Genomic DNA, 19,195 nt, shown 5'->3' with positions numbered 1-19,195 from the left:
TTTTTTCGAAAGTGCTTTTATATATCTGTATCAAATTATAACTTCAGTTCCAAATAAGGTCTTTTTTAAGTCATTCTAAGTCTCTTTGCTTGACCTGAAGTGGGCTTGAGGGAATAAACTGGTAGTGTATCTAATAAAGCGCTATCTCGGCTTTAACTATCAAAATATTAATAGAAAAAGAGGAGTAAATAATGCCTAGACAAACTGTTAATCCGTATACTAACGAAGTATTGAAGACTTTTTCTGATGCAACCGATGAGGAGATTCAAATAAAACTACAAGTTGCTGATGATTTGTACCATACCATGAAGCACCAACCGGTTGAACAACGTGCTGAGGCTTTGCATAAGGTAGCCACTTATATGCGTGATCACCGTCATGATTTAGCAAAGATTATGATCTTAGAAATGGGAAAACTTATTGCTGAAGCGGAAGGCGAGGTTGAACTTTGTGCAATGATCGCGGATTATTTTGCTGATCATGGTGCCGAAATGATGAAGCCAACTTTACTGGATACACGTGCTAATGGTGAGGCCAAAGTTTATAAGCAGGCTACGGGAGTAATTTTAGCAGTGGAGCCATGGAATTTCCCTTATTATCAAATCATGCGGGTCTTTGCGCCTAATTTTATTGTTGGCAATCCGATGATTCTACGTGATGCAGCCAATATTCCTTGGTCAGCACAGACTTTTGCTGATATGGTCATTGAAGCTGGTGCACCTGAAGGATCAATCACTAATCTTTTCATGAGTTATGATCAAGTCGGTGAGATGATTGCGGATCCGCGGATTCAAGGAGTCGCCTTAACTGGCTCCGAGCGTGGTGGCTCTGCTGTGGCTAAAGAAGCTGGTCAAAATCTAAAGAAGAGTACGATGGAACTTGGTGGCCAAGATGTCTTTATTGTCTTAGCTGATGCGAATATGAATGATGTTAATCAAATTGCTTGGCGGGCACGTTTATACAATGCGGGTCAAGTTTGTACATCTTCGAAGCGATTCATTGTCATGGATAGTGTTTACGATGAATTTTTACAGAATTTAATTGAGAATTTTGCCGCAGTAAAACCAGGTGATCCAATGGATCAAGCGACAACACTTGCACCAATGAATACCAAGAAGGCTAAGGAGAAATTACAAAAGCAGGTTGACGAAGCAATCGCAGCTGGTGCAACAGTTGCTTATGGTAATGAAGCAATTGATATGCCTGGACAATTCTTTATGCCAACAATTTTGACTGATATTTCAGCAGATAATCCGGCTCGTCATACAGAAATGTTTGGTCCGGTTGCTCAAGTTTATCGGGTACATTCTGAACAAGAAGCGATTGAGTTAGCCAATGATTCTCAGTATGGTTTAGGTGGCATTATCTTTAGTGGCGATCCAGTCCATGGTGAAGCAGTTGCTACTCAGATAGAAACCGGTATGGTTTTTGTTAATAATTTCATGGCTTCATTACCTGAATTACCATTCGGCGGTGTTAAAAACTCAGGTTATGGCCGTGAATTAAGTGAACTTGGGTTATTAGCATTTGTCAACGAGAAGCTAGTGGTAACCGCTGATCATCCTGATTTAGATAATCTTGCAGGTGGCTTAGTTATTAGTTAGCCAATTTGACTATCTGAGTTTGCGGAACTGATCCATAATTAACAGCAGTAGCTTAATAAATGTCAAAGAAAAAGAGACGACTTCATCATGAAGTCGTCTCTTTTTTAGTTTAGGCGTGCCAACGTCTTAGTTAACCAGCTGAGATTGTTGGTTTCTCGTTCGATGGCTCTTTTTAAGATTAAATGGTGGCCATAATTATTGTCCTTGGTTGCTTCGTCGGCAAAAACGGTTGTTAGTCGTTGCTTTAAATGAATCAACTTTTCTTGATGCAAGGCTAATTCTTGCTGCAGTAAGTTTGTTAGTAGTGCATCATCGCGATACTGAATGAAGAAAAGTTTTAAAGGAAATTCCTCATCGGTATTGGCAGTTAATGGGGTTTTAAGCCATTGTTGTAGCTCACTTTCACCAAGTGGTTGTAAGTAATACCATTTTTTCTTTTTATCTTGTTCAGTCGTTTCAAAGCTGATCCAATCATCAGCGACCATGCGTTTTAACTCAGGATAAATTTGACTATGCGTGGTTTGCCAAAATTCACCGATATCGTTTTGAAATTCGGTATCGATTTCGGAACCAGTCATTTTTCCTTTAGTTTTGAGTAAGCCGAGGACAATATAGGGCAGGACTCTTTTTTTAGGAATGTTAGTCAGCCTCCTAAAAGATTATTTAATCTTATTTTATGGCGTTAGCAGTCTGAATGCAAACTTGTCTGACTATTGTTTATTTATTACGACGGTGGTAATGCTCATCGAAGTAACGGCCATTGCGAATATCGTCCGGCATTTCTGGATAAGGTGCTTCAGAAATAACATCTTCATTATCTTGACCGGCCTCACCAACATACGTGATTTTAGCAAATTCAGGAACAACTAATTTAGGGTAAGTTTCATATTTTTCACGAGATTCTTCCATTAAATCAATATGTTCATTTTGATAAGTAACGGTAATTTCAGGATGTTCTTCAACCCACTTAGGGAAGAAGATCGTACCGTGTAATTTGTTTTCGTTAGGAACGAAGACCAAGGCAACGTCGGTACCAGTTGGTTCAGTCCAGTCAATCTTATAAATACCTTCCGTTAACATGACAATGTTAGCTTCTTGGTCTGTTACCCAACGGCCAGCAACCATACCACCATGGATGCGATAATCAACAGTGTGGTTGTTTTTAGCGTACCATTCATATTCCCAACCGTTATCATAAGTGTAAATAAAATGGGTGCCTAAGAAATCATCTAAAGTTTTAAATTGTTTTGTGCTCATTTTTTAGTCTCCTTTTTATGTTGTTATCAACATAAAATCATTATATGTCGTTATCAACATAATAGTCAAGGATTAAAACTTACTTCGCGACAGATCTATTTAAATCATAGTTATCATTACGTGCCAGTGAAGGTATAGGTTTAATTAGGATGACTTATTTGAAAATTCGCGATCAGATGATGTTTCTACTCTAAATGACAAGGTTAGCGGTGCGATTGGCCAATATGAATTCATTTTAATCTTATCATTTGTATAAAGTAAATCGTATAAAATATACTAGTCTTGAACGATAAATTAGTTAAAGTGAGATGAAATTGATGGTATTAAAGGTGAATTATCGCACAATATTAAATGAGATTATTAATAAACATATTGAAATCGGTATTGAAGTTGAGAAGCACCGGGTCAATCAAAAGCAAAGTCTCAGTTTAAAACCATTTCCAGAAGATCTTAGCGCAAGTTTGAGTCCTTATGTAAAACGAGAATTTTGTACGGCACAGTTAGAGTTTACGATGCCTTATTGTGCTGATTCTGATCAAAATGTTGATTTAATTAGAACGATTATCCGACGAGCGGATCAACAATTGAATCCAGAGGAACATTTGTGGCCATATAGTTGTCCTCCTAAATTGTCGTGTCAACCTGACGAAGTTCCCATTTCGCAATATCCCAAAGAAAGCACCGAATATCGCCGGCAAAGTTGTCAAAGATATGATGTTCGCCGTTTATTGAATAATGGTGTTCACATTAATCTAAGTTTTTCAAAAGAAGCAATGACTTATTTGATCAAACAGCTTAACTTTAAAGACACAGATGAGTTGTATTTACAAATTGCCCAGCATTTCATGTATAACCGGTGGTTATTAACGTATTTATTTGGGGCGACACCGTTTGCCGGCCGAGATTATTTTGATAACAATCCTTTAGATCGACCAGTTCGAAGTATTCGTAGTAGTTCGTTAGGCTTTGCCAATGATGTGCGCGGCGATTATCGTAGTGTTCAGCATTACATTGGCGCCATCGATCGGGCGGTAGAACATGGTGAGTTGTTACAGCCGCGGGAATATTATGAATCTGTCCGATTAAAAAGTGGTAATAGTAAAGATCCGCACCGAATTTTGGAACATGGAATTACGCATCTTGAATTACGCACCTTTGATCTTAATCCTTTAATAATCTCTGCAGTTACAGAGGATCAACTCCGCTTGATTCAAATTATGACTTTGTATTTTGTCTATCAGCCGCGATGGTCTGGTACTGAAGTTATGAAAAATCTGGCAGCAGCAACTAAAATGAACGAACAAGTTGCCTTGGAAACATTGGATCAACAGTGTTCTTATACCACTAGGGGATTAGCACTACTGACAGATATTTTGAGCTTTATTAATGAACATCAATTGGGTAAAGTTTATGTCGAGGTAATCAATAAGTTTAGCGAATGTTTTAAAAAGCCAACGACTTCTTTAGCTTATCGTGTTTATGAGAACTTTGCAGCTTACTAGATTTTGATAAGTTGGGAATTTTTGAAAACTAAAAGCAGAGATTAAACTTAATTTAAGTAAGTGACTTCTGTTAGAAGGTTAGTACTGGTTCAGCGCATAATAAGGGTGTTTTAAGAAAGGATCTTTTCATGACACCATTATTGTTCGCTGCTAGTTTAAGTACCGATGGTAAAATTGCCATTGGTGTTGGCGCCGTATTATTTATTATCTTATTTTTCAAATTGTTAGTTGGCTTTTTGAAGTTTTGTTTGCGTCACCCGATTTTGTTTATAATCTTATTATTGTGTGGCGGATTAGGTTTCGCGTTTCATTTTTTACTTGCTGGAATTGTGGTACTGGCGATCTTAGGTGGGGGCTTAGTCTTCTTTGCCTTGGATCAATTTAATCAGTAAATGAAAAAAGACAGCCGGTTTAAGCAGGTTGTCTTTTTTAGTGCAGTTGATTAGATTTTGGTTAATTAAGCTTAACGAATAATTAGCTGCTATGATTGAATTATTGAAAGGATATAAATTTTAGGTGAGGATTAAGATGACTAATACAATAACGGCTAATGCCACTTGGTTTAAAAAATATAGTGCACAATTAGTTGTTGTTTATTATCATCCTTATAATGGCAGCTTTTGTCACGCAATTTTAGAATCAATTCAAAAAGCTTAATGGCTGGCTTTATAATTTGACTAATTGGGTAGTCTTAGTTGATCTTACAGTTAAGGGGATTGGATTGTTACTGGCATTAACGGTGTATCCACCAGCAATGGTTTGCGCAATTTTTGTGGCAATATTTATTGTAGGATTTACTTCCTGGCATCATCCTATAAGTAATTAAGAGTATGCAAAAGGGTGTATGAACACGAACGGATTGTTCATACACTCTTTTATGTTGATTGTTATTGTAAATGAAAACAGTCTGAAATAATTTTGGTACTTTTTCTGAAAAAGAGTAACATAAAAGTTAGTCTATTTTGGAGAAAGAGGGAAAACTGTGTCAAAACGTCGTGTTTTAATTGTGACTTGTGCGTTATTATTGTCGAATGCCATGGGTGGTTTAGACAGTACAATTATTAATACCGCCTTGCCAGCAATTATCAGTGATTTACATGGGATTCAATTAATGGGTTGGATTGTCGCCGTGTTTTTATTAGGAACGGCTGTAACCACGCCATTATGGAGTAAACTGGGGGAATATATTGGTAATAAGAGTGCTTATCAAATAGCAACTAGTTTATTTGTGATTGGTGCATTTCTGGAAGGTATGTCACCTAATATTTATTTCTTGATTGTAGCGCGGACAATCATGGGGATTGGTAATGGGGGCATGATATCAATTCCTTATATTATTTATGCGAGTTTATATCAAGATGCACACAAACGTACGCAAGTTTTAGGATTAGTAACAGCTAGTTTTAGTACTGCAACAATCATTGGCCCGTTAGTTGGGGGCTGGATTGTTGATACCTTGAGTTGGCATTGGGTCTTTTATATCAATGTGCCAATTGGGTTATTATCTATTATTGTGATTCAATTATTCTTTAAGAGTCCTAAAGTAAATCAAAAACATCAGCGGGTTGATTATTTAGGCGCATTATTAATGGCATTGGGATTAGTTAGTTTACTAGTTGCCATCGAAATGATTGGGACCATCTCAATCTGGTTTGTGATGCTTTTATTACTGGTTGCTTTCGGATTTTTAACAGCAATGCTTATTGTTGAAAAGCATGCTGTTGATCCAATTATTCCCAGTCGTTTGTTTAAAAATCATGCTTTAGTCATTGATTTTCTTCTCTTCGCCTTAATCTGGGGTGCTTTTGTTGGTTTTAATATCTATATTCCGATGTGGGCACAAGGACTACTTGGAACTACTGCAATTATTGGTGGAGCAACACAAATTCCTGGTTCATTAACTAACTTTGCTGGTTCTGAATCAGTGGCCTCGCTACGTCTACGATTTAAAGCACAGACGGTTGTTGCTATTGGTATTCTGACGTTAATTATGGCATTTATTCTGATGACGATGGCTGGTGTTAAGGCACCTTATTGGTTGTTGTTAGTTGCGGGTGCTTTTGAAGGCTTTGGAACAGGGTTGTGTTTTAACGTGTTGCAAATTAAAGTTCAACAAGATGCTGATTTGCAAGATGTGCCAATTGCAACATCGTTTAGTTTCTTAGTTAGAATGCTTAGCCAAACGTTTATGGCGTCAATTTTGGGTATTATTTTGAATCAGGCTTTATTTAAAGGGGTTCGTCAATCACATGGTCAGATCACGTTAAAAATGATGAATAAATTAAGTGATGCTGCTAGTGTTCACTTGTTACCTACTCACTTAATTCCACAGATGCGGGTTATTTTACATCAGGGTTTGCATAATACGATGTTAGTATCACTTTTGATTTTGATCGTTGCTGCTATTTTACTGGTCTGGGATCGTCATCAGACTAGAAATTTATCGGTTAAATAATGCTAAATTAATAAAAGCGGTCCAGAACAATTATTTGTTCTGGACCGCTTTGTTGATTATCGTGCTATGCTTGATTTTGGAAATCTTGAATACCTTGGCGGAATCGTTTGAGACCATCTTGCAATAGGCTCGGTGGGCAAGCAATGTTCATTCGTAAGAAGTCATGACCGTTGCCTCGGTAAATATCACCAGCGTTAAGAATTAAACCAGTTTCCTGACGAATAAATTCGGCTAATTGTTGTGAATTATTAGTAATTTGACGGCAGTCTAACCACAAAAGATAAGTCGCTTTAGTCGGAGTAATCGTAATTTGCGGAAGGTTTTGTGTGATAAATTCTTGAACGGTATTTTGATTTTTACGAAGCTGTTGTTTTAGTTCCTTTAACCATTCGTGACCTTGAGTATAAGCGGCGATGGTTCCCGGAATAGCTAGCAAATTCGGTTTTGCTAAACCAGTAATATTTAGTCCGCGTGCCACTTGTTGACGTAAAATTTGATCTGGAACGATCACCGTTGCAGCATGAATTGCGGCAATATTAAAAGTTTTACTTGGTGAAACTAAAGTAATGGTATTAGAAAAATCAGCAGCTAGAGCAAAGAGGGGCGTGTAATCCGGACCGTTCAGGACTAAATCGCCATGAATTTCATCACTGACTAAAATAACATGATGTTCTTGACATAATGTAGCAATTTGTCGGAGGTCGTCTTTCGTCCAGACTTTACCGATTGGATTATGAGGATTGCAAAGAATCATCATCGTGGTTAGGGGATCGGCTAATTTACTTTCTAAGTCGGTAAAGTCCAGCTTGTAGTTACCTGTCTCTGGCTGATAAATTAATTCATTGGTTACAACATGACGGCCATTATTCTCAATCGAATTAAAGAACATATTATAAACAGGTGTTTGAACGACAATGTTATCACCAACGTGAGAAACTTGGCGAATAATGGCAGATAGCGCTGGAATAACACCTGTGGTAAATAATAACCAGTCTGTTTTTGAAGTGGTGTGATGTTCACTTTGATACCAATGACTAACTGCCTCGAAGTATTCGGAATTTGGGGCTTCATAGCCAAAAATACCAAGCTCGATTTTTTGGTGGAGCGCTTCAATAATTTCTGGTGCTGTTTTAAAGTCCATATCGGCAATCCACATTGGTAATTCTGATTCACCAATCTGCCACTTGATTGAATTGGTTTGGCGGCGGTTTGTGATACTTTTGAAATCGTAGGTCATAAGCTTACCTCATTTTATTTATGAATTTAAGAATTAACTCATCTCATTAATAATAAGTTTAACACTAAAGAAATTTTGTTTAATAGTAATGCAACTGACCATAATCATTAAAATTTTGTAAGCAATGACGTTAAAAAGTGAGTATCATTCAGTTCAGCGTATAATAAAAAATCAAGAAAGGATCCTGATGATGATACCTATAATTCTTGCAGCTAGTTCGAGTACAAATATTAAACTCGCGCTTGGCATTGGTTTAGTTATTTTTATTGTTTTGTTTTTTAAACTACTGGTTGGTTTTCTCAAGTTTTGTTTGCGTCATCCATTTATATCACTGTTATTCTTGATAGGTGGCGGCTTAGGCTTAGCTTTTCATTTTTTATTAGGCGTGATTGTCATTATCGCAGTTGTCTGTGGCGGATTGGTTTTCTTTGCCCTCGATCAATTTAATTAAATCAGTCATTCAACAAAACCAGCCTTTGTTATTGATAATTCTTATTGATTAAAATGATGCAACGTTTCGAGTTGTTTTTTGGCATTCCGTAAATCTTTAGGAATAGCTTGTTCGCTCTCACTAATCAACATTGTCCTTTTTGGATGGTGTTTTTTATTTAACCAATCGAATTAGCTAACAAGCCAATATTTTGCTTGGTTTTTCTTTTTGCATTAGAATTAAGTTATAATGCGAATTCAGTTTAGGAGGATACCTATGAAGTTTGATATTGTAGTTGTTGGTGGCTCGACGGCAGGATTTTATTTGGTGAAGACATTACGTGCTAAGGGCTATACTGGTAGTATTGGTCTCATTGATCGTGAAGATACACTGCCTTATAATCGTTACAAGTTATCTAAAACTTGGCTCACTGGTAAGACGTTGGACGCACCAATCTTTAAACCGGAATCTTTCTTTGACGAAAATGACATTAAACTACTGTTAAATACAGAAGTTGTTGCAGTTGACGAGGATGCCAAACAGGTCATCACAGCCGATCAACAAACCATTACTTATGGTCAACTTGTTCTAGCTATGGGTGCAGAGTCACGTCATTTGCACTTGCCTAATGATGACGCTGAAGGAATTTTTTACTTAAGAAGTTATCACGATGCTATCAAGATTAAGCAGTGGAGCGAGCAAGTTAAAGATGTGGTCTTAATTGGCGCTGGTTTTATTGGTTTAGAATTGGCTAGCTCCTTTAGAAAGTTAGGCCTTAATGTCACAGTTGTTGAACATGGTCAACATCCATTGGGACGCGTAGTTGGTCCACAGGCTTCAGAATATTTCGTTAAGATGCATCAAGAACAGGGCGTCAAATTTGTTTTAGGTAGTGGTGTTGAATCGTTTACGCATGACCAACAGCATCAAGTCACTGGGGTGGTAACTGATACGGGTGCAACAATTCCTGCACAAATGGTTGTTGTTGGTGTTGGTGCAGTTCCTAATACTTCAATTAAAGCAGATCATTTGGAATTAGGGCAGAATATTGTCGTTAATGAATATGGCGAAACAGCACTGAAAGATGTTTACGCTGTTGGTGATGCTACTATTTGGCCGTTCCAGGGTGAAGAAATTCATGTGGAACATTGGGAACATGCGCAAAGTCACGGTAAAAATGTTGCCGCTAATCTGATCCAGCCACAAAGTCAGCCTTATGATGTCTTACCATATTTTTGGACAGATCAGTATGATCAAACCTTTGAATATTTAGGTCATACGACTAAGTGGGATCAAACCTTTATCCGCGGTGATCTTGATTCTGGTAAGTTTACAATTGCTTATGTTGATGAAAATCAAGTACCGTTGGCAATTTTATTTGCTAATGGCCACGAACAGCGTGATGATGTCACTGAACTGATGTCACGTCGTCAGCCATTAGATCCAGAGCGGTTTGCCGATACTAATCAGCCATTATCCACGTTATAAAATGTGATTTTTAAAAGGAAGTTCAAGTTGTTATGCCACAAATTAAATTAATTCGCGCTTATGATCAAGCAGCAGTTAAACGGGCATCTGGTTATAAAATTTTAGTGGATCGCTTGTGGCCTCGGGGGCTCGCTAAAGCTGATTTACCTTATCAATGGTGGCTCAAAGAGTTAGCGCCAAGTTCTGAGTTAAGGAAATGGTTTAATCATCAAGACGAGCGCTATCCTGAATTCAAGCAACGCTATCTTGCTGAAATTGCCGCCAATCCATTAAGTGCAGCGGTGCTTGATTTTATTAGTCTCTGTTTACAAAGTGAAGATGTAATTTTAATTTATGGTGCCAAAAACGAGCAACACAATCAAGCTGTGGTTTTAAAAGCATGGTTGGAACAAAAATTGGAATAAGTTATACCTGATAAAAAGCCTGAATCACTTGATTCAGGCTTTTTTATTTAGCATTAATTGACTTGTTTAGTTAAGAGCATAAAATATAAGTAAAGTCATTAATCAGCGTCAAAAAATCATAAAGTAGGAGAGCAACCAACGATGCCAGATAATAATAAACGGCGGCTTGAAATTCAAAATATCTTGTTAACAGCACAAACACCGGTAACAGCTTCAGCTTTGGCCCAAAAATTTAAAGTAAGTCGTCAGACTATTGTAGGTGATATTGCCTTGTTACGGGCCGCTGGTGAAGCAATTGTGCCGTCACCACGGGGTTATAAATATTTCCAAGATGGTCAGCAGGTAATAAAGTTAGTCTGCCGTCATTTCCCTGATCAAGCTGCTGATGAAATGATGCGAATTGTCAATAACGGGGGGATTGTTAAAGACGTTGAAGTTGAACATCCCTTATACGGCATTATTCGCGGCGAACTTAATATTAGTACGGCAAGTGATATTCGTTCTTTTGTCAAAAAAATGAAGCAAGATGATAGTCATTTATTGTCGGAGCTAACAAATGGTATCCATACGCATACAGTCATGACAACTAATCAAGAACAGATGACTAAAATTCGTCAAGACCTAGCTGCTGGTGGTTATCTTTATCAATAGATAATGTCTTGACATATTAAAATACACCCTTGATTTAATGATGGCGGTTGTCTATAATAACACCATTAAGTGTCTTGACACATATAAATGGGGTGTAGTTTTGCAACAAGCAAGTTATCGTAAATTATTAGCGTCAGCTGGCTTTGCCTGGCTATTTGATGCAATGGATGTGGGTATGCTATCGTTTGTCATTACAGCTGTTACTAAAGAGTGGCAGTTAAGTAGTTCGCAAGCGGGATTAATTGGCAGTATTAGTTCGCTAGGGATGGCTGTTGGAGCGATTTTATTGGGATCGTTGGCCGATCGTTATAGTCGTCAAAGTATTTTAATTTTAAGTTTGCTGATGTTTTCAATTTTTAATGGGATTTCAGCTTTTGTTTCTAGTTATTTGGCATTTTTAGTTTTAAGATTCTTAATCGGTTGCGGTTTAGGTGGAGAGTTACCAGTGGCTTCAACGCTTGTTTCCGAGAACGCACCGAAAGCAGTTCGCGGCCGCACCGTTGTCCTTTTAGAGAGCTTTTGGGCTGGTGGTTGGTTGATTGCTGCGCTCATTTCATATTTATTAATTCCGAAATACGGCTGGCGCGTGGCATTAATTTTGACATCATTTACAGCTCTTTATGCGTTGTTTTTACGTTCATCTTTAAAAAGACACGCACCACACTCGCCTAAAGCTGTGGCTAAGCATCTATCTTTTGCTGAACGTTTAAGCTTACTGTTCAACAACGAACATCGTCAGGCAACTTTGATGTTGTGGGTAGTCTGGTTTATGGTGGTCTTTTCGTATTATGGTATGTTTTTATGGTTGCCAAGTGTTTTAGTCTTACGCGGTTATACCATTGTCCAAAGTTTCGGTTATGTTCTATTAATGACATTGGCGCAATTGCCAGGTTATTTCGTAGCAGCTTGGTTGATTGAAAAATGGGGCCGTAAATCGACCTTAGTGTTGTTTTTATTAGGGACGGCTGTTGCTGCAATTGCGTTTGGCTGGGCGAACTCGTTAGTCATTTTACTAGGATCTGGGATTGCTTTATCTTTCTTTAATCTTGGTGCTTGGGGCGCGCTTTATGCTTACTCTCCTGAACAATATCCGGCTTTGGTTCGAGGTACAGGAACTGGAATGGCTTCTGGCATTGGCCGAATTGGTGGTATTTTAGGACCAATTTTAGTAGGTTATTTGTTGCAAGTTAAAGTACCGATTACGCTTATTTTTATGATTTTTTTCGTGGCTATTATTATTGCTGCTGGTGCAGTTTATTGGTTTGGTGTGGAAACTAAAGAGGTTAACTAGTTTTTTTAGGACACCAAGATCTTTTAATGATTAGATCTTGGTGTTTTTTAATCGGTGGGTAAGCTGATTAAATATTATAGTTAAAATAATATGATTAATAAAGATCATGACTACTTAAGGAGCAGGCTCATGAACTAACATTGCCGGAACTTGTGCAAGAATATTACGGTCTGATGAATGAAGCCATTATATCGGTCCCACAGGCCAATGTTTTAGCACATTTTGAATATGGTTTTCGAATCTGAGATATTTCAGTTGCCGAATATCAACGGTTAGCAGAACCAATGCTGGTGCAAGTGTTTCGCAATGCGATTGCACATGATTTGGCACTGGAAGTGAATGCTAAAAGTATTATTTTGCGTCATAATTTAGCGCTATATGAATATGCGATTGAGTTATGACAGTCACTTGGTGGCACTAAATTCACTTTAGGTTCTGATGCACATGAAGTGGCGCATTTCGAATTGGGCTTCCCGGAACTGAAAGACATGTTAAGACACCATGGTGTTCAACAACTGGTTATATTTGCTGGCGGCGTCGGTCAAAGTGTGGCTATTTAAAATTTATCAAGAATAGAAATAGCCTTCCGAAAATATTGAGTGATTTTCGGAAGGCTAATTTTATACCATATTTAGTTGTTACTAGTAGTTTAAATTTTAGTCATGACGATGAATAATATTTTCGCCGCCAGCTAAGTTAATGATGTTGCCGGTTAAATAGTCTGAATCTTCTGCACATAAAAAGGCAATAACGCGAGCAACATCTTCACCAGCAGCTTTTCGTTTAGTCTGATTAGGTGCAAGTTTCCGGGCTTGTTCAATGTCAGCTTCTTTAAGATCAGCTTTAATATCACCGGGGCAGACCATATTTGCAGTAATTTGATAGTCTTTTTCTTCAAGCGCTAAAGTTCTAATCGCCGCGGCCACACCAGTTTTAGCGGCGGCATAAGCACCACGATATTGCCAACCCGAGACTTGGTCAATTTGGTCAAAGCCTAGCGCAATAATGCGGCCCCAATTTTGTTTTTCCATCATAGGTACCGTTGCCTTAACTAAATAGAAAAAACTATCAAGGTTAGCACTCATCATGTCATGCCACTGGGTTGGGGTATGGTCGACGAGTTTTAATTTATCGTGAATAAAGGGACCAGCGTTAAGAATTAAAATATCTAAGTGACCAAAATCAAGTTTAATTTGTTCAATCATTCGTACCACGTCAGCTTGTTGGCTTACATCGCCTTGGTAAAGGCGAGCATTGACTTGATAGCGTTGTGCCAAATCTTGTTGTAATTGTAACGCAGCTGTTTGACTGTGTCGGTAATTTAAGGCTAATTGATAGCCTGCTTGAGTAAGTTTATGGGCCATTTGCACGCCCAGTCCCGTAGCACTCCCTGTAATAAAAGCGACTCTTTTACTCATTAGTGACCTCACTTAATAGCAGCCATAAATTCTGACCGCAATTGGCTATCTTTAATGTAAGCACCACGACTAGCCAGCGTGAAAGTTTGCGCTTGTTCTTTTTTAGCGCCGCGACTTGAAACGCATAAATGCTTCGCTTCAATAGCTACCATAACCCCTTTAGGCTGCAAGACGGTATCAATTGCATCGGCAATTTGATTCGTTAAGCGCTCTTGAACTTGGAAACGCCGCGCGTAACCTTCAACGACCCGTGCAATTTTGGAAAGCCCGGTGACTTTTTGATCAGGAAGATATGCAACGTGAGCTACGCCAAAGAAGGGTGCAAAATGATGTTCGCACATCGAATAAAATTCGATATCTTTTACAATAATAGGATCATTTTGTTGAATATCAAAGACTTTTTCTAGATGGGCAGTAGGATCTTCGCGGTAACCTGCCGTATATTCTAAAAATGCTTTGATAACGCGGAAAGGCGTTTCCGCTAAATCAGCTTGTTGAGGATCTTCACCACAAAGTGCGATTAACTTTTGGAGTGCGAGTTCGATTTCGTTAACGGTAGTCTTTTTGGTGGCTAATTCGGTTGGCTGGTTAATTAATTCAGGGAAATAAGTGGTCAGTAAATGATCGAGATCATAATGTTCCGTTGCGTTTTTTTCAAATGACAATGTCAAACGCCTCCTCTAATAACAATAGATTAAGTGTATTACAAATAAGATAAATAACAAAATGATTACGTTTGTGTTATTTTAAACAATTTCAAGACTTATTGTTTGAATCACTTAAATGTTATTGAATATACTGACATTAGAATATTCAATATGTAGTAAAGTGAGATGAGATTAATGGTGTTACAACTAAATTATCAGACAACATTAAATGAAATTATCAATCGTCATATTGCAATCGGTGTTGAAGTGGAGAAGCACCGAATCAGTCCAGATCAAACGCTCAGTCTCAGACCATTTCCAGAAAATTTAAGTGCGGAGCTAAGGCCCTATGTTAAACGCGAGTTTTGTACCTCGCAATTGGAATTTGCACTGCCGCATTCCACGGATCCTGAATTAAATGTGAAGTTGATTGGTGCTGTTATTAAAGGTACCGCACAACAATTAGCGCCGGAAGAACAAATTTGGCATTATAGCTGTCCGCCGCAAATACCTTGTCCACTGGCAGAGGTACCCATTTCACAAGTTCCAGAAGAAAGTAATGAATATCGACGTCAAAGTGTTTTAAAACATGATGTGCGCCGTTTATTGAATAATGGGACACACATTAATTTTAGTTTTTCTCAAGAAGCAATAGCTTATCTGATGAGAGAACTGCATTTTGCAACGCGCGATGATTTATATTTACAAATTGCACAATACTTTATGATTAACCGGTGGCTCCTAACGTATCTTTTTGGTGCGACACCTTTTGCGGGTCAGGATTATTTTGATCAGCATCATTTATGTGGGCCAGTTAGAAGTATTCGCAGTAGTTCGTTGGGCTTTCCCAATGAGACCCGTGGGGATTATCGCAGTGTGCGTCATTATATTGCGGCCATTGATCAAGCTGTGGCTAACGGTGAATTATTACAGCCGCGGGAATATTATGAATCGGTTCGTTTAAAGAGTGGTAATAGTAAAGATCCTAATCGTATTTTAAAATACGGCATTACTCATTTGGAATTACGGACGTTTGATCTTAATCCTTTAACAATTAGTGCCGTCACGCCAGAACAGATCCGTTTTATTCAATTATTGGCTTTATATTTTGCTTATCAACCGCACTTATCTGGTTCACAAATCCAACAATTATTGGCAGTAGCCGCTGAAATGAATGAACAGGTTGCTTTAGAAGCGCCGACTCAACAGTGCGCTTATGCAACCCAAGGGCTAACCTTACTGACAGAGCTTGCTGATTTTGTTGAAAGGCAACAACTTGAAGCGACTTTTAGCGAGGTACTTGATCAATTTAGAGATTGTTTTATCGATGCGGATCAGACTTTGGCTGCTCAAGTGTTAGCACAATTTGATACCTACTAAGTTAGGGTTAATTGTAATGTTGACCAGCTAGTTAGCCATTTTGAAATGGAATTTTAGTTAGGGAGGGAAAGATGATGACATCTGATAAAAGAAAGGCAGCTACTGAGGATAAGTTTGTCGGCCAAGTTAAGGAAGCAGAGGGCAAGGCCAACGGTGACACAACTCAGGAACTACAAGGTAAAGCGAAAATCTTAAAAGGGAAGGCTAAAGAAAAACTAGCCGATGTTGAAGATGCAGTTGAAGAAGTTGCCGACAAAATTGTTGAAACCTTCGACCACCCGGAACAATAATCATGTCGTTAAAAAACACCACTGGCCAATTAGCTAGTGGTGTTTTTAGTTATTATTTCTTAACAATGAGGTTGATGGCTTTTTCAATTTTGGCTTGTTGTTGCGTGTGATCTGGTTCGGGATTTTCAAGACACTGTTTGAGATTTTCAGCGACGATGATCCCCATAATATGGTCCACACTAGAGCGCACAGCACTTAATTGCGTCACAACATCGGCACAATCTTGATTTTCTTCCAGCATTTTTTGAATGCCGCGTAATTGACCTTCTGTTCTTTTTAGCCGATTAAAAATCGTTTTGTCACAAGTTGCCATTAATCAACCGCTCCTTGCCATTCGGCCATGCCGCCCATAATGTTAGTGACGTTGTAACCTTGTTGACTAAGAAAGGCACAGGCATTACCAGAACGTGCGCCAGAATGACAGATAACATAGTAAGGCGTTTTTTGATCGAGTTCTTGATAACGTGTTGATAATTCGCTTAATGGTAAATTCTTAGCGCCAGGAATATGGCCACCTTGGAATTCATAATCTTCACGAACGTCAATAATAGGTTGGGGTGTTTGTTTGAGTTGGGTTAAAAGTTCAGCACTAGTAATGGTTTTAAACATATTCAATTTCCTCCGGTTTGATAGTTTGATAAAGAACGAATGCGCCATCGAGATTCTCGACTTTAAAGCCGGCTTGTTTCAAAATTCGTTCAGCAATATAACTTCTTAAGCCACTATGGCAAGAAACAATGTAACTTTGCTTAGGATCTAGTTCTGGTAAGCGACAACGCAAAGTATCCAATGGTATATTATGGGCTTGCTTAATCTGACCGCTGTTAGCTAGTTCATTAGGATTACGGACGTCTAATAAAATTTTACCTTGTTCTAAAGCATCATCAAGTTGATACCATTGAATATTGTCACTTAAACCTTCCGCTAAGTTCATAGCCGCATAGCCGATCATGTTAACGGGATCTTTAGCAACACCAAATGGTGGCGCATAGGTTAATTCTAACTCAGGTAAGTCAAAAATTGTTAAGCCGCCTTTAATCGCAGTTGCTAGAACGTCAATACGTTTGTCAACACCATCAGCGCCAACACCTTGAGCGCCAAAGATTTCACCGGTTTGGGGATCAAAGATGAGTTTCAAAGTTAAATCGGTGGCGCCTGGATAATAACCAGCGTGGTTCTTACCTGTGGTATGAACCACTTGGACGTTTAAACCAGCTTGTTGAGCACTTCGTTCACTGAGTCCAGTGCTAGCAGCCACAGTATCGAAGACGCGCACAATTGCTGTGCCAATACTACCGCGATTTTTTCTAGGGAGACCGGCAATGACATCGGCGACTTGTCGACCCTGGCGATTAGCCGGAGAAGCTAGTGATATTAAGGTATCTGTATTGGTGATTTGTTGTTTAACAACAATCGCATCGCCAACGGCGTAAATATCAGGAATGCTAGTTTGATAATGTTGATCAACTAAAATACCGCCTTTGCGGCCCAATTCAAGACCGGCATTTTTGGCTAGCGTTGAGTCTGGTTTCACACCAACAGCTAGAATGGTTAGGTCTGATTGCAAGATTGTGCCATCAGCCAATTCAATTTCTTGGCCAGCGTTTTTAAAGCCGACAACAGAATTATTAGTGAGGACCTGGACATCGTTTTTTTGTAGTTCTTGTTTTACAAAGGCGGCCATTTCTTCATCAAGTGCCGGTAAAACTTGTGGGGCTTGTTCGACAATAGTAACAGCCAGACCTTTTTTGCGGAGATTCTCGGCCATTTCTAGACCAATAAAGCCAGCACCAATAATAGTGGCTTGCTGGGGATTAGTAGTTTCTAAGGCAGTCATAATTTGATCAACATCAGGAACATTGCGCAAAGTATAAACATTGGTAGCTGCAGCTAATCCAGGAATTGGTGGCACCACTGGTTTAGCACCGGGTGATAAAATTAAGGCGTCGTAACTTTCTGTAAAAGTTTGCGTGTCGTTTTTGACCGTGACAGTTTTGGATTCAGGGTGAATGGCTAGCACCTCATGAAATGGCCGAACATCTAGCCCAAAACGTGCTTGTAAAGAGGTAGGAGTTTGAACCAGTAATGATTGGCGATCGCTAATTTCACCTGAGAGATAGTAGGGCAGGCCACAATTGGCAAAAGATACAAAAGGCCCTTTCTCAAAAATAATAATTTGCGCATCTTCCATTAAGCGGCGCAATCGCGTTGCTGCGGACATGCCACCAGCAACACCACCAACAATGATAATCTTCTTCGACATGCTATTTTCCTCCTCTGACGGGACCAGACCATTGGTTCATACCACCGCGAACGTTAATCACTTGATAACCTTGTCGTGTTAATAAGCGTGCCGCTTGTTTACTACGGGCACCAGACTGACATATTAAATAAATTGGTTCCGTTGTTGGCCGATGGTAAGTACTAATTCGATTCAAAGGTAAATTACGAGCTTCAGCAATATGCCCCGATCGGTATTCTGCCGGCGTGCGAACATCCAACAAAACGATTTTGGGATTAAGTTTACTTTTTAATTCTTTCGTTGAAATACTTGGAATGCGATTAAATAGGCCAAACATACTTGAATCACCTCAATATTTTTATGATACCTAACAGGGTATATTAAACGTGATTGTTGTTGCTTTGTCAACCTTTGTTTTTAATTGCAATTAATGAAAGTGGGTCTAATTCCTTGTAGTTAACGTATTTTAGATACCTTTACTGGTATTATTATTTTTACCAAACTGATTACTTGCAAATGAAGGCGCTTCTTTGCATACTAGAAGTAACATAATAAGGGAGGCTATCAAGATGAGTTTAGATGATAAAATCGACAGCACTAAAGACAAGGTTAGCGGCAAGGCTAAAGAAGTCGAAGGCAAAGTAACCGGTGATAAAGCTCGTGAAGCTCAAGGTAAAGCAGAAGGACTACTTGGTAAGGCCAAAGAAAAAATAGCAGATGCTAAAGACGCAGTTGAAGATGCTGTTGATGATGTTAAGAAAAAAATCGATCACGATGATAAATAATAAATAAAGAGAAGTCCCACTGTGCTATTAACGGAACTGCAACTATTTTTTGAAACAAATAAATAAAAGCAGCTTTCTATAAATTAGGCAATTGATTTTCTGTAGTCTACAGGA

Annotated in this window: 22 protein-coding genes; 13 read left to right on the top strand and 9 right to left on the bottom strand. The window is 38.7% G+C overall.

Going from position 1 to position 19,195, the window contains the following annotated elements; genetic code table 11:
* Positions 1–191: 191 nt before the first annotated feature.
* Positions 192–1,604, top strand: coding sequence for an NAD-dependent succinate-semialdehyde dehydrogenase (locus tag FC84_RS07720; RefSeq protein ID WP_057757479.1), 1,413 nt, complete (start codon positions 192–194; stop codon positions 1,602–1,604).
* A gap of 104 nt (positions 1,605–1,708) precedes the next feature.
* On the opposite strand, the gene FC84_RS07715 is transcribed toward FC84_RS07720, so the two are convergent.
* Positions 1,709–2,215 (bottom strand): PadR family transcriptional regulator, encoded by a 507-nt coding sequence (locus FC84_RS07715; RefSeq protein ID WP_225733090.1) that lies wholly within the window; start codon positions 2,213–2,215, stop codon positions 1,709–1,711.
* 106 nt (positions 2,216–2,321) lie between these two features.
* Positions 2,322–2,861, bottom strand: a complete 540-nt coding sequence (locus tag FC84_RS07710; protein ID WP_057757475.1) for a phenolic acid decarboxylase — start codon at positions 2,859–2,861, stop codon at positions 2,322–2,324.
* 317 nt (positions 2,862–3,178) lie between these two features.
* Here FC84_RS07710 and FC84_RS07705 point away from each other — a divergent pair, with 317 nt between their 5' ends.
* The 4 genes from FC84_RS07705 to FC84_RS07695 all read left to right on the top strand — a co-directional run bounded on the left by FC84_RS07705 (position 3,179) and on the right by FC84_RS07695 (position 6,818).
* Positions 3,179–4,363, top strand: coding sequence for a hypothetical protein (locus FC84_RS07705; RefSeq protein WP_057757473.1), 1,185 nt, complete (start codon positions 3,179–3,181; stop codon positions 4,361–4,363).
* Between the two features lie 128 nt (positions 4,364–4,491).
* Entirely contained in the window at positions 4,492–4,755 is a 264-nt protein-coding gene (locus FC84_RS07700; RefSeq protein WP_057757471.1) for a hypothetical protein, read from the top strand.
* 136 nt (positions 4,756–4,891) lie between these two features.
* Positions 4,892–5,020 carry a hypothetical protein gene (locus FC84_RS09155; RefSeq protein ID WP_263970764.1) on the top strand — a complete coding sequence of 43 codons (129 nt, stop codon included), beginning with the start codon at positions 4,892–4,894 and terminating at the stop codon, positions 5,018–5,020.
* A 325-nt stretch (positions 5,021–5,345) separates the two neighbouring features.
* A complete protein-coding gene (locus FC84_RS07695; RefSeq protein WP_057757469.1) occupies positions 5,346–6,818 on the top strand; it encodes an MFS transporter in 1,473 nt (490 codons plus the stop codon).
* A 64-nt stretch (positions 6,819–6,882) separates the two neighbouring features.
* Here FC84_RS07695 and FC84_RS07690 read toward each other — a convergent pair whose 3' ends face one another.
* A complete protein-coding gene (locus FC84_RS07690; RefSeq protein WP_057757467.1) occupies positions 6,883–8,055 on the bottom strand; it encodes a MalY/PatB family protein in 1,173 nt (390 codons plus the stop codon).
* Positions 8,056–8,179: 124 nt separating this feature from the next.
* On the opposite strand from FC84_RS07690, the gene FC84_RS07685 reads away from it, so the two are divergent.
* The 5 genes from FC84_RS07685 (at position 8,180) to FC84_RS07665 (ending at position 12,319) form a co-directional block, all read left to right on the top strand.
* Positions 8,180–8,506 (top strand): hypothetical protein, encoded by a 327-nt coding sequence (locus tag FC84_RS07685; RefSeq protein ID WP_225733085.1) that lies wholly within the window; start codon positions 8,180–8,182, stop codon positions 8,504–8,506.
* A 255-nt stretch (positions 8,507–8,761) separates the two neighbouring features.
* Positions 8,762–9,973 (top strand): NAD(P)/FAD-dependent oxidoreductase, encoded by a 1,212-nt coding sequence (locus FC84_RS07680; protein ID WP_057757464.1) that lies wholly within the window; start codon positions 8,762–8,764, stop codon positions 9,971–9,973.
* Between the two features lie 32 nt (positions 9,974–10,005).
* The gene (locus FC84_RS07675; RefSeq protein ID WP_057757462.1) at positions 10,006–10,377 is read left to right on the top strand and encodes a DUF488 domain-containing protein; all 372 of its coding nucleotides are present in this window, start codon (positions 10,006–10,008) and stop codon (positions 10,375–10,377) included.
* Positions 10,378–10,518: 141 nt separating this feature from the next.
* On the top strand, positions 10,519–11,028 hold the full coding sequence (locus FC84_RS07670) for a transcription repressor NadR (protein WP_057757460.1): 510 nt from the start codon (positions 10,519–10,521) through the stop codon (positions 11,026–11,028).
* 100 nt (positions 11,029–11,128) lie between these two features.
* On the top strand, positions 11,129–12,319 hold the full coding sequence (locus FC84_RS07665) for an MFS transporter (RefSeq protein WP_057757458.1): 1,191 nt from the start codon (positions 11,129–11,131) through the stop codon (positions 12,317–12,319).
* 656 nt (positions 12,320–12,975) lie between these two features.
* On the opposite strand, the gene FC84_RS07660 is transcribed toward FC84_RS07665, so the two are convergent.
* Together FC84_RS07660 and folE are read right to left on the bottom strand one after the other, a co-directional pair.
* Positions 12,976–13,737 (bottom strand): SDR family oxidoreductase, encoded by a 762-nt coding sequence (locus tag FC84_RS07660; protein WP_057757456.1) that lies wholly within the window; start codon positions 13,735–13,737, stop codon positions 12,976–12,978.
* An 8-nt stretch (positions 13,738–13,745) separates the two neighbouring features.
* Positions 13,746–14,402, bottom strand: coding sequence for a GTP cyclohydrolase I FolE (folE, locus tag FC84_RS07655; protein ID WP_201780887.1), 657 nt, complete (start codon positions 14,400–14,402; stop codon positions 13,746–13,748).
* A 177-nt stretch (positions 14,403–14,579) separates the two neighbouring features.
* Here folE and FC84_RS07650 point away from each other — a divergent pair, with 177 nt between their 5' ends.
* The gene (locus FC84_RS07650; RefSeq protein WP_057757452.1) at positions 14,580–15,764 is read left to right on the top strand and encodes a hypothetical protein; all 1,185 of its coding nucleotides are present in this window, start codon (positions 14,580–14,582) and stop codon (positions 15,762–15,764) included.
* 71 nt (positions 15,765–15,835) lie between these two features.
* Positions 15,836–16,054, top strand: coding sequence for a CsbD family protein (locus tag FC84_RS07645; protein WP_057757449.1), 219 nt, complete (start codon positions 15,836–15,838; stop codon positions 16,052–16,054).
* A 52-nt stretch (positions 16,055–16,106) separates the two neighbouring features.
* Here the strand turns inward: FC84_RS07645 and FC84_RS07640 are convergent, their stop codons facing one another.
* Genes FC84_RS07640 through FC84_RS07625 form a run of 4 tightly spaced genes read right to left on the bottom strand, consistent with a single transcriptional unit; the run spans position 16,107 to position 18,633 of the window.
* Positions 16,107–16,367, bottom strand: coding sequence for a metal-sensitive transcriptional regulator (locus FC84_RS07640; RefSeq protein WP_057757446.1), 261 nt, complete (start codon positions 16,365–16,367; stop codon positions 16,107–16,109).
* Positions 16,367–16,663, bottom strand: a complete 297-nt coding sequence (locus FC84_RS07635; protein ID WP_057757444.1) for a rhodanese-like domain-containing protein — start codon at positions 16,661–16,663, stop codon at positions 16,367–16,369. Before FC84_RS07635 ends, FC84_RS07640 begins: the two co-directional genes overlap by 1 nt.
* A complete protein-coding gene (locus tag FC84_RS07630) occupies positions 16,656–18,317 on the bottom strand; it encodes an FAD-dependent oxidoreductase (RefSeq protein WP_057757442.1) in 1,662 nt (553 codons plus the stop codon). The genes FC84_RS07635 and FC84_RS07630 overlap by 8 nt, the downstream gene beginning before the upstream one ends.
* 1 nt (position 18,318) lies before the next feature.
* Positions 18,319–18,633, bottom strand: coding sequence for a rhodanese-like domain-containing protein (locus tag FC84_RS07625; RefSeq protein WP_057757440.1), 315 nt, complete (start codon positions 18,631–18,633; stop codon positions 18,319–18,321).
* A 232-nt stretch (positions 18,634–18,865) separates the two neighbouring features.
* Between FC84_RS07625 and FC84_RS07620 the strand changes: the two genes are divergently transcribed.
* Complete coding sequence (locus FC84_RS07620; protein WP_057757438.1) at positions 18,866–19,081, top strand: CsbD family protein; 216 nt, start codon at positions 18,866–18,868, stop codon at positions 19,079–19,081.
* Positions 19,082–19,195: the final 114 nt, after the last annotated feature.

The organism is Lapidilactobacillus dextrinicus DSM 20335 (genome assembly GCF_001436095.1).
In the GTDB taxonomy this organism is placed as follows: Bacteria; Bacillota; Bacilli; order Lactobacillales; family Lactobacillaceae; genus Lapidilactobacillus; species Lapidilactobacillus dextrinicus.
The sequence above is the reverse complement of the archived record's forward strand: the minus strand, read 5'-3'. Positions and strand labels throughout refer to the sequence as shown.

Bases quoted from the DNA above. Each gene is read 5' to 3' on its own strand.
- FC84_RS07720 (WP_057757479.1), top strand. From the start codon at position 192: ATGCCTAGACAAACTGTTAATCCGTATACTAACGAAGTATTGAAGACT.
- FC84_RS07710 (WP_057757475.1), bottom strand. From the start codon at position 2,861: ATGAGCACAAAACAATTTAAAACTTTAGATGATTTCTTAGGCACCCAT.
- FC84_RS07705 (WP_057757473.1), top strand. From the start codon at position 3,179: ATGGTATTAAAGGTGAATTATCGCACAATATTAAATGAGATTATTAAT.
- FC84_RS07700 (WP_057757471.1), top strand. From the start codon at position 4,492: ATGACACCATTATTGTTCGCTGCTAGTTTAAGTACCGATGGTAAAATT.
- FC84_RS09155 (WP_263970764.1), top strand. From the start codon at position 4,892: ATGACTAATACAATAACGGCTAATGCCACTTGGTTTAAAAAATATAGT.
- FC84_RS07690 (WP_057757467.1), bottom strand. From the start codon at position 8,055: ATGACCTACGATTTCAAAAGTATCACAAACCGCCGCCAAACCAATTCA.
- FC84_RS07685 (WP_225733085.1), top strand. From the start codon at position 8,180: ATGACGTTAAAAAGTGAGTATCATTCAGTTCAGCGTATAATAAAAAAT.
- FC84_RS07680 (WP_057757464.1), top strand. From the start codon at position 8,762: ATGAAGTTTGATATTGTAGTTGTTGGTGGCTCGACGGCAGGATTTTAT.
- FC84_RS07675 (WP_057757462.1), top strand. From the start codon at position 10,006: ATGCCACAAATTAAATTAATTCGCGCTTATGATCAAGCAGCAGTTAAA.
- FC84_RS07670 (WP_057757460.1), top strand. From the start codon at position 10,519: ATGCCAGATAATAATAAACGGCGGCTTGAAATTCAAAATATCTTGTTA.
- FC84_RS07660 (WP_057757456.1), bottom strand. From the start codon at position 13,737: ATGAGTAAAAGAGTCGCTTTTATTACAGGGAGTGCTACGGGACTGGGC.
- FC84_RS07650 (WP_057757452.1), top strand. From the start codon at position 14,580: ATGGTGTTACAACTAAATTATCAGACAACATTAAATGAAATTATCAAT.
- FC84_RS07645 (WP_057757449.1), top strand. From the start codon at position 15,836: ATGATGACATCTGATAAAAGAAAGGCAGCTACTGAGGATAAGTTTGTC.
- FC84_RS07640 (WP_057757446.1), bottom strand. From the start codon at position 16,367: ATGGCAACTTGTGACAAAACGATTTTTAATCGGCTAAAAAGAACAGAA.
- FC84_RS07635 (WP_057757444.1), bottom strand. From the start codon at position 16,663: ATGTTTAAAACCATTACTAGTGCTGAACTTTTAACCCAACTCAAACAA.
- FC84_RS07630 (WP_057757442.1), bottom strand. From the start codon at position 18,317: ATGTCGAAGAAGATTATCATTGTTGGTGGTGTTGCTGGTGGCATGTCC.
- FC84_RS07625 (WP_057757440.1), bottom strand. From the start codon at position 18,633: ATGTTTGGCCTATTTAATCGCATTCCAAGTATTTCAACGAAAGAATTA.
- FC84_RS07620 (WP_057757438.1), top strand. From the start codon at position 18,866: ATGAGTTTAGATGATAAAATCGACAGCACTAAAGACAAGGTTAGCGGC.